The following is an 8,372-nucleotide window of genomic DNA, read 5'->3' on the forward strand; positions in this document are numbered from 1 at the left end:
CCGGTCGGTCACCGGTCCGGCGGCGGTATGGGAAGGTTCACGTCCGCCCGGGGGTGACGGCCGTTTGGCGGGGTGAGGTCGGAGGGTAGGGAGCGTTTCTGCTCCGCCGCCCCCGACATAGATGCAGGCTGATGCGCAACCGATACCTGGACCTGCTCCGCTTCCTGGCCATCATCCGGGTCGTGGTCTACCACGTCACCGGCTGGGCGTCGCTGACCCTCGTCTTCCCGGCGATGGCGGTGATGTTCGCCCTGGCCGGGTCGCTGATGGCCGCCTCGCTGGACCGCTCCGGCACGGCCGCGCTGCTGCGCCGGTTGCGTCGCCTGCTGCCCTCGCTCTGGGTGGTCGCGGTCGTCCTCGTGCCCGCCATGTTGATGACCGGCCTGCCGCCGGGCCCGAAGGTGCTGCTCTGGCTCTTCCCGGTCGCCGACCCGCCGGCAAACCACTGGGGCGCGCTGGCGTTGAGCCCCATCTGGTACCTGCGCGACTACCTCTGGTTCCTGCTGGCCTCACCGGTCGCCCGGTGGCTGTTCCGCCGGGCGCCGGTCGCCACCCTGGCCCTGCCGTACGCGCTGCTGCTGGTGATCGAGCTGGGCCTGCTGCCCGCCGCGCCGGTCCCGCTGCGCGAGTTCGGCGTCTACTTCGGCGCCTGGCTGCTGGGCTTCGCCCACCACGACGGCCTGCTGCGCCGGCTCGCCAACCGGGTGCTGCTGCCGACCGCGCTGGCGCTGGCGGGCGCCGGGGCCGCCTGGATCGTCACCCATCCCGGGCCGCGTGGCTTCGACCTCAACGACATCGACCTGGGCAACGCGCTCTGGTCCGCGGCGTTCATCCTGGTCCTGTTGGGCCGGGCCCCGGCCACGGCGCACTGGATCGAGCGCAGCCGGCTGTTCAGCCGGGCGGTCACCGTGCTCAACCGCCGGGCGCTGACCGTCTACCTCTGGCACATGCCGTTCGTGGTGCTGCTCACCCCGCTGGTCGACCTGGTCGGCTGGTCGCACGAGGACCCGTTCGGCCTGGCAATCCGGGTGGTGCTGGTCCTCGCCCTGGTCGGGGTGGTGACCCTGCTGGTCGGCTGGGTGGAGGACGTGGCCGCCCGGCGCCGGCCCGAGCTGGTGCCGGGAGGGCGGCGGCGTGCGCCCCGGCCGGCCCGCGCTGTCCGGGCGACGGCCGGTGCCCTTGCGCCGCGAGCGGTCGGCCCCTGTCCCGGTGACGGCGACGATCGCCAGGAGCCCGCCGGGCCGGTGTGCCCGGCGCCGGTGGCCGCGCGCCGGGGTGTACCCGTGCCGCTGGGCTCGGCGCCGGTGGCCGCGCGCCGGGGTGTACCCGTGCCGCTGGGCTCGGCGCCGGTGGCCGCCGACCGGGGCGTACCCGCCGTGCCGGTGAGCCCCGCGCCGGCCGGCCCCCGGACGCCGGCCCGCCCGGTCCGGACGCTCGGCGTGCCGGCCGGCCCGGCGGGTACGGCCGCACGGCCGACCACCGGGCCCGGCGGCAAGCGACGCGAGCGGTCGCCGGTCGGCGCCGCCGGCCGGGCCGTGGTCCCCGCCCCCCGGGTGGCCGAGCTGGCCACCGTCGAGATCAACGCTGGCTGACCCGCACGTTCCCGCTGCCGGTGCTCAGGTCGAGCACCAGCGACGCCCCCGGATCGTTCGGCACCCCCAGATCGCTGTCGCCCGACCCGGTACTGGACCGCACCCGGTACCGGCCGGCGGGCACCAGCACCTCCACGTCGCCGCTGGAGGCGTGGGCCCGCGCCGAGGCGGGCTCGTCCAGCTCGATCGTCACGTTGCCGGACTCGGCCTCGGCGTTCACCTGCCCCCGCAGCCGCAGCCCGGTGATGTCGCCCGACGAGGCGCGCAGCTCGACCGGGGCGGCCACGTCCTCCACCTCGATGTTCCCGGAGCCGGTCGCGGCGCGTACCGGGCCGGTGGCGCCGGCCACCCGGATGTTGCCCGAGCCGAGGGCCAGCTCCACCACACCGACCCGGCTCAGCTCGACGTTGCCGGAGCCGGTCTCGCCCCGCACCCGGACCCCCTCCGGGGCGGTCACCTCGTACGACACCGAGCAGCGGGGGCCGCACTCCGCGTCCAGCACCAGCTCGTCGCCGCGCACCTCGTACGTGGTGCGCGGCTGGTCGCCCTGGTAGCGCAGCACCCGCTTGATGCGTACCTCGGTGGCCGGCCCGGTGGCCCGGACCACCACGTCGCCCGCGCCCGGCCGTACGGTGACGGTGCTGATCCGTACCGCCTCGGTGTGGTCGAAGTCCAGCCGCCGGAAGGAGAGCGTGTCGCACCCGGCGGCGAGGATGACGGTGGCGGCCGCGCTCAGGGCGACGGCGGTGCGGGGAAGAGCCATGGTCAGCAACCTACGGCCGGTTCCGCCCGCCGCACATCGGGGACGCGACGCTGGTCCACCCCGAACCGACCCTGATTTCCCACCCCGAGGGAGAATGACCCGATGCCCGGGTACCGCCGCCAGCTCTACCGCGACGACGCGGTGGTCCTGCGTGTGCAGAAGCTGGGCGAGTCCGACCGGATCATCACCCTGCTGACCCGCCGGCACGGCCGGCTGCGCGCCGTGGCCCGGGGCATCCGGCGCACCACCAGCAAGTTCGGCGCCCGGCTGGAGCCGTTCGGCCACGTCGACGTGCAACTCGCCGGCGACCCGAAGGGCAACCAGGGCAGCTCGCTGCACACGGTCAGCCAGGTCGAGGGGATCGACCTCTACGGCAAGCGGTTCCTCGGCGACTATCCCCGCTACACCGCGGCCAGTGCGATCGCCGAGACCGCGGAGCGGCTCACCCCGGTCGAGCGGGAACCCTCGCTGCGGCTGTTCCAGCTCACCCTCGGCGCGCTGCGGGCGCTGGCCGACGGGAGCCACGCCACCACGCTGGTCCTCGACGCGTACCTGCTGCGCGGGATGACGCTGGCGGGCTGGGCGCCGGCGCTGATCGCCTGCGCGGTCTGCGGCACGCCGGGGCGGCACCGGGCCTTCTCCGTACCGGCCGGCGGCGCGGTCTGCCCGGACTGCCGGCCGCCCGGCGCGGCCCACCCCGCGCCGGCCACCATCGACCTGATGTCCGCGCTGACCAGTGGCGACTGGCGGGTGGCCGACGCCACCGAGACCGGCGTACGCCGGGAGTGCAGCGGCCTGGTCGCGGCGCACCTGCAGTGGCACCTGGAGCGCGCGCTACGCTCGCTGCCGCTGGTCGACCGGGGTGCCCCGGCGGCCGGCGCGGTCCCGTCACCCGGCGGTGGCGTGGCCGGCCCGGTCCCGCCGCCGCCCGGCGTCGGGGCCGGCGTGGACGGCGTGGACAGGGAGATGACCGAGTGATCCGATCGTTGAGGGCCGGCCGGCGCGCGCCGGTGCCGCCGACACCGCACCCGTCGGGCGCCCGGCCGCCGGCGCTGCCCGCCGAGGCGGTGCCGAAGCACGTCGCGGTGGTGATGGACGGCAACGGCCGGTGGGCCAAGGAGCGCGGCCTGCCCCGCACCAAGGGTCACGAGGCGGGGGAGTTCAGCCTCTTCGACACCATCGAGGGCGCGATCGAGCTGGGCATTCCCTACCTGTCGGCGTACGCGTTCTCCACCGAGAACTGGCGGCGCTCACCGGACGAGGTCCGGTTCCTGATGGGCTTCAACCGGGACGTCATCCGCCGCCGCCGTGACCAGCTCGTCGACCTCGGCGTGCGGGTGGTCTGGTCGGGCCGGGCGGGGCGGCTGTGGAAGAGCGTCATCTCCGAGTTGCAGACCGCCGAGGAGATGTCCCGGGGCAACTCGACGCTGACCCTGCAGTTCTGCGTGAACTACGGCGGCCAGGCGGAGATCGCCGACGCCGCCGCCGCGATCGCCCGCGACGTGGCCGCCGGTCGGCTCGACCCGGCGAAGGTCAACGAGAAGACGGTGGCGAAGTACCTCTACCACCCGGAGATCCCGGAGGTGGACCTGTTCCTGCGTCCCTCCGGTGAGGAGCGGATCTCCAACTTCCTGCTCTGGCAGACGGCGTACGCGGAGCTGGTGTTCCTCGACACCCTCTGGCCGGACTTCGACCGCCGGCACCTCTGGTACGCCTGCGAGCTGTACGCGCAGCGGGACCGCCGGTTCGGGGGCGCGCTGCCCAACCCGGTCGCCCCCCAGGTGTAGACGTCGCCGGGCTCGTGATTGTCCGGGCGTCGGGTGGGGTACCTGTTGAGGTAGCAGCCAAGACGCGGAGGTGAACCCACATGATTCAGAAGCGGATTGCCCAGTGGGCGGTCATGGCGGTCGCCGTGCCGCTGGCCGCGGCCGGTGCGCGCCGGCTCAGCCACACGCTGGAGGCCCGCCGGGGCCCGACCGGCGTGAGCCGACTGCTCAGCAAGGGCGCGGACATGCTGCGTCCGCAGAAGGCCAAGCGTCGCCGGTTCTGGTGACCGGCCTGCCTTTCGTTCACGACTGCGGGAGTCCGCTGCGCTGCGTTCCTCGCGCTCACCAGCGACCCGCACCACGCCGTCGGCGCCGCTCCCTCGGGGGCGGCGCTGACGCGTTCCGGCCGGTCGGCGCGGCCCGTGCGCGTACGATCGGCGCAGGGCGCGCCGCCCGGGCGCGTCCGCCACGGGGGGTGGGGATGCCGGAGCTCCGGTATAAGATGATCATGGCGCTGAACGCCGCCGACCTGGGCAGCCCGATCTGCGAACAGGTCGCCGGGATCTGCGCCGAGATCGCCGAGCAGCACTGCGCCGAGCTGGGGCACGCCCCGAGTGTGCGCTCCGGCGAGATCGCCGAACTGGCCACCGGTGAACCGGCGCTGACCTGGGCGCCGAACGAGACCGGGCAGCGGGCCTGGTGACCGCGCTGGCGCCGAGCCCGGCGGTGGACGTCCGCCGGGCCGAGGACCGGTTCAAGACCCGACTGTCCTGGCTCGACTCGAAGCACTCCTTCTCGTTCTCCCGGCACTACGACCCGGCCAACACCCACCACGGCCTGCTGCTGGTCAACAACGACGACATCGTCCACCCGGGCACCGGATTCGAGACCCACCCGCACGAGGACATGGAGATCGTGACCTGGGTGCTGCGCGGCTCCCTGGTGCACCAGGACTCCACCGGCCACAGCGGGATCATCTATCCCGGGCTGGCCCAGCGGATGAGCGCCGGCACCGGCATCCTGCACTCGGAGAAGAACGACTCCTGGCGGCTGGACGGCCGGGAGCCGCACGGCGACCCGGTCCACTTCGTGCAGATGTGGGTGGTGCCCGACACCGGCGGCGTCGACCCCGGCTACGAGCAGCTGGAGATCGGTGACGAGCTGCTGCGCGGCGGCCTGGTGCCGGTCGCCTCCGGCATGGACCGGTACGACGGCGCCTCGGCCATCCGGATCCGCAACCGGTACGCCACCCTGCACGCCGCCCGGCTCGCCGCCGGTGACGAGGTGACCCTGCCCGACGCGCCCTACCTGCACCTCTACGTGCCCAGCGGCGCGGTGACGCTGGAGGGCGCCGGCCGGCTCGGCACGGGCGACGCCGCCCGGATCACGATGACCGGCGGCCACCGCGTCACCGCCACCGACCCCGCCGAGATCCTGGTCTGGGAAATGCACGCCACCCTCGCCTGACCCGACCTCACCCCCCTCCTCCCTCTCCCCGCCCCCATCTCCCTTCGCCCGTCTCCCCGTCGATCTTGCAGTTTGTGCCCTCGGTCCGCGGCTTTCGCGCGGGTTTGTCGGGGCGGAAACTGCAAGATCGCGCGGGGGAGAGGGCGAGCGCGGGGGTGGGGGTGGGGGTGGGGGGTTGGGGGTTAGGCGGGGGTTTCGGAGCGGTCGCCGGCCCAGACGGTGTGGAAGGTGCCCTCCCGGTCGACGCGGTGGTAGGTGTGCGCGCCGAAGTTGTCCCGCAGGCCCTGGATCAGTGCCGCCGGCAGCCGCTCCGCGCGCAGCGCGTCGAAGTAGGCCAGCGACGAGGAGAACGCCGGGGTGGGCACACCGGCCCGGGCGGCGTCGGCGACCACCCGCCGCCAGCTCGGCACCCCGGCGCCGACCGCCTCGGCGAAGTACGGGGCCACCAGCAGCGTCGGCAGGTCCGGCTGGGCGTCGTACGCCTCGCGGATGCGGTCGAGGAAGCGGGCCCGGATGATGCAGCCGCCCCGCCAGATGGTGGCGGTGCCGCCGAGGTCGATGTCCCAGTCGTACTCGCGGCTGCCGGCGCGGATGTGGTCGAAGCCCTGCGCGTACGCGACGATCTTGCTGGCCAGCAGCGCGCGTCGGACGTCCTCGACGAAGGTCTCCCGCTCCTCGACCTGCCACTTCTCACCGGCGTCGGCGAAGGCCCGGCGGGCGGCGGCGCGCTGGTCGGCGTGGCCGGACAGCGACCGGGCGAAGGTCGCCTCGGCGATGCCGGTGATCGGGATGCCCAGGTCGAGCGCGCTCTGCACGGTCCACCGGCCGGTGCCCTTCTGCTCGGCCTGGTCGAGCACCACGTCGACGAAGGCCCGGCCGGTCGCCGCGTCGGTGTGTGCCAGCACGTCGGCGGTGATCTCGATCAGGAAGGACTCCAGCTCGCCGGTGTTCCAGTCCCGGAAGATGCCGGCGATCTCCGCCGGGCTCGCCGACAGCCCCGCCCGCAGCAGGTCGTACGCCTCGGCGATGAGCTGCATGTCGGCGTACTCGATGCCGTTGTGCACCATCTTCACGAAGTGGCCGGCGCCGTCCGGGCCGATGTGCCGGCAGCACGGGACGCCGTCCACCTGCGCGGCGATCTTCTCGAAGATCGGCCCGAGCTTCGCGTACGACTCGGCGGAGCCGCCGGGCATGATGCTCGGGCCGCGCAGCGCCCCCTCCTCCCCGCCGGAGACGCCGGTGCCGACGAAGTGCACCCCGTGCCCGCGCAGCGTCTCCTCCCGGCGGCGGGTGTCCGCGAAGTGCGCGTTGCCGCAGTCGACGACGATGTCGCCCTCCTCCAGCAGCGGGACCAGCTCGTCGATCACCGCGTCGGTGGGGCCGCCGGCCTTCACCATGACGATCACCGCGCGGGGTCGCTCCAGAGTGGCGACGAAGTCCGCGAGGGACTCGGACCCGACGAAGGTGCCCTCGCCGCCGTGCTCGGCGAGGAGGCTGCGGGTGCGCTCGGGGGAACGGTTGTGCACGGCCACCGTGAAGCCGTTGCGGGCCAGGTTCCGGGCCAGGTTGCGGCCCATCACCGCCAGCCCCGTGACCCCGATCTGCGCCGTCGCCTGCTGAGCCATCCGTCCGCCACCTCTCGTCGGCCTGCCGTCCTGCGACCGTATCGCGGACACCGGCCGCCAGGGCCCGGACATCGACGCTCGGTGAGCGGCGCGGCGCGGGCCGTCGCGGGCGCCGGGCTGCGGGACCAGCCGAGGCAGCCGGCGGCGGCGCGCGGCGGGGTCAGCCCTCGGCCAGGCGGGCCTCGACGTGGGCCACCTTGCCGGTGAGCGCGTCGGTGACGCCGGGTCGCACGTCGGCCTTGAGCACCACGCTGACCCGGGGCGCCTGTTCGGCCACCACGTCGACCGCCCGCTTGACCACCGCCATCACCTCGTCCCACTCACCCTCGACGGTGGTGAACATGGCGTCGGTGCGGTTGGGCAGGCCGGAGGCGCGGACCACCCGGACCGCCTCGGCGACCAGGTCGCCGACGGACTCGCCGACGCCCAGTGGGGTAATCGAGAACGCGATCAGCATGCTGTCGATGGTGCCAGTAAATCGGCTGCGGCCGCCGCCGTCGGTGGGTTAGCCTCTCGGCATGCGTATCTGACGCCCCACCTTCAGCCAGTCGGGCCCGCCGCGTCGTCGGGGGTCCGGCCGTGCCGGGCGTCCGCATTCCCCACCTTTCCCGTACGGGTGGTGTCTCGTGGTCGGGTCGCCCGGGCCGTTCCCTGCCCGCCGACCGCCCGCCTCGCGGCGCGGTCCCCGCATCCGAAGGAGGCAGCGTATGCCCACCAAGCGCAGTCCGAAGAAGTCCCGCCCGTCGGCGCCGGCCAAGGTGGCGGTGAGCCCGCCGGATCTCGACGCGCTCACCGTGGCGCCCGCCGCCCCGGTCACCCTGCCGGAGGAGACGGGCTCCGCGCCCGCCGCCGCCCGGCCCGCCCCGGCGACGCCGCCGTGGACCGGCCCGTCGGTGCGCGGCGGCTCCACCGCCGCCCGTGGCCAGAACCGCCGGTACGCCTTCCGCCGCAGCTGACCGGCGCCGCTGGTGCGGATGCCGGTCGGTCGCGTACCTGATCCGGCGGCCCGGTGGCGGCAGTGAACGCCGGGAGCGCGCTCCCGGTGCGGCGATCCGTGGCCGCCGCACCGGGACCGTGTCCCGAGCGGCCCGGTGACCCGGTTCGGCGTGTCGCGGCGCGGAAGGATGACCGCGACGAGCGTGATACCACTGATGTATCA

The 8,372-nt window shown here is 74.4% G+C and carries 9 protein-coding genes and 1 pseudogene; 7 read left to right on the plus strand and 3 right to left on the minus strand.

What is annotated here, in order from left to right; translation table 11 throughout:
- Positions 1 to 131: 131 nt before the first annotated feature.
- Positions 132 to 1,325 (plus strand): annotated as a pseudogene (locus tag KBX37_RS24320) (acyltransferase); the annotation flags it as partial.
- A gap of 253 nt (positions 1,326 to 1,578) precedes the next feature.
- Here the strand turns inward: KBX37_RS24320 and KBX37_RS24325 are convergent.
- Complete coding sequence (locus KBX37_RS24325) at positions 1,579 to 2,355, minus strand: DUF4097 family beta strand repeat-containing protein (protein ID WP_210778223.1); 777 nt, start codon at positions 2,353 to 2,355, stop codon at positions 1,579 to 1,581.
- 102 nt (positions 2,356 to 2,457) lie between these two features.
- Between KBX37_RS24325 and recO the strand changes: the two genes are divergently transcribed.
- The 5 genes from recO (at position 2,458) to KBX37_RS24350 (ending at position 5,588) form a co-directional block, all read left to right on the plus strand.
- Positions 2,458 to 3,333, plus strand: coding sequence for a DNA repair protein RecO (recO, locus tag KBX37_RS24330; RefSeq protein ID WP_210778224.1), 876 nt, complete (start codon positions 2,458 to 2,460; stop codon positions 3,331 to 3,333).
- Positions 3,334 to 3,365: 32 nt separating this feature from the next.
- Positions 3,366 to 4,142: an isoprenyl transferase gene (locus KBX37_RS24335; RefSeq protein ID WP_210778233.1), complete on the plus strand. Its 777-nt coding sequence runs from the start codon at positions 3,366 to 3,368 to the stop codon at positions 4,140 to 4,142.
- 80 nt (positions 4,143 to 4,222) lie between these two features.
- A complete protein-coding gene (locus KBX37_RS24340) occupies positions 4,223 to 4,408 on the plus strand; it encodes a hypothetical protein (RefSeq protein WP_088960799.1) in 186 nt (61 codons plus the stop codon).
- A gap of 221 nt (positions 4,409 to 4,629) precedes the next feature.
- On the plus strand, positions 4,630 to 4,824 hold the full coding sequence (locus tag KBX37_RS24345) for a thioredoxin reductase (protein ID WP_231925317.1): 195 nt from the start codon (positions 4,630 to 4,632) through the stop codon (positions 4,822 to 4,824).
- Positions 4,821 to 5,588 (plus strand): pirin family protein, encoded by a 768-nt coding sequence (locus tag KBX37_RS24350; RefSeq protein ID WP_307849182.1) that lies wholly within the window; start codon positions 4,821 to 4,823, stop codon positions 5,586 to 5,588. Before KBX37_RS24345 ends, KBX37_RS24350 begins: the two co-directional genes overlap by 4 nt.
- Positions 5,589 to 5,770: 182 nt before the next feature.
- On the opposite strand, the gene gndA is transcribed toward KBX37_RS24350, so the two are convergent.
- Complete coding sequence (gene gndA / locus KBX37_RS24355) at positions 5,771 to 7,213, minus strand: NADP-dependent phosphogluconate dehydrogenase (protein ID WP_210778225.1); 1,443 nt, start codon at positions 7,211 to 7,213, stop codon at positions 5,771 to 5,773.
- Between the two features lie 160 nt (positions 7,214 to 7,373).
- On the minus strand, positions 7,374 to 7,670 hold the full coding sequence (locus tag KBX37_RS24360) for an MTH1187 family thiamine-binding protein (RefSeq protein ID WP_210778226.1): 297 nt from the start codon (positions 7,668 to 7,670) through the stop codon (positions 7,374 to 7,376).
- 250 nt (positions 7,671 to 7,920) lie between these two features.
- Here KBX37_RS24360 and KBX37_RS24365 point away from each other — a divergent pair, with 250 nt between their 5' ends.
- Positions 7,921 to 8,169 carry a hypothetical protein gene (locus KBX37_RS24365; protein ID WP_210778227.1) on the plus strand — a complete coding sequence of 83 codons (249 nt, stop codon included), beginning with the start codon at positions 7,921 to 7,923 and terminating at the stop codon, positions 8,167 to 8,169.
- Positions 8,170 to 8,372 lie beyond the last annotated feature (203 nt).

It is taken from the genome of Micromonospora sp. U56 (assembly GCF_018070095.1).
In the GTDB taxonomy this organism is placed as follows: Bacteria; Actinomycetota; Actinomycetes; order Mycobacteriales; family Micromonosporaceae; genus Micromonospora; species Micromonospora purpureochromogenes.

Bases quoted from the DNA above. Each gene is read 5' to 3' on its own strand.
- KBX37_RS24325 (WP_210778223.1), bottom strand. From the start codon at position 2,355: ATGGCTCTTCCCCGCACCGCCGTCGCCCTGAGCGCGGCCGCCACCGTC.
- recO (WP_210778224.1), top strand. From the start codon at position 2,458: ATGCCCGGGTACCGCCGCCAGCTCTACCGCGACGACGCGGTGGTCCTG.
- KBX37_RS24340 (WP_088960799.1), top strand. From the start codon at position 4,223: ATGATTCAGAAGCGGATTGCCCAGTGGGCGGTCATGGCGGTCGCCGTG.
- KBX37_RS24345 (WP_231925317.1), top strand. From the start codon at position 4,630: ATGGCGCTGAACGCCGCCGACCTGGGCAGCCCGATCTGCGAACAGGTC.
- gndA (WP_210778225.1), bottom strand. From the start codon at position 7,213: ATGGCTCAGCAGGCGACGGCGCAGATCGGGGTCACGGGGCTGGCGGTG.
- KBX37_RS24360 (WP_210778226.1), bottom strand. From the start codon at position 7,670: ATGCTGATCGCGTTCTCGATTACCCCACTGGGCGTCGGCGAGTCCGTC.
- KBX37_RS24365 (WP_210778227.1), top strand. From the start codon at position 7,921: ATGCCCACCAAGCGCAGTCCGAAGAAGTCCCGCCCGTCGGCGCCGGCC.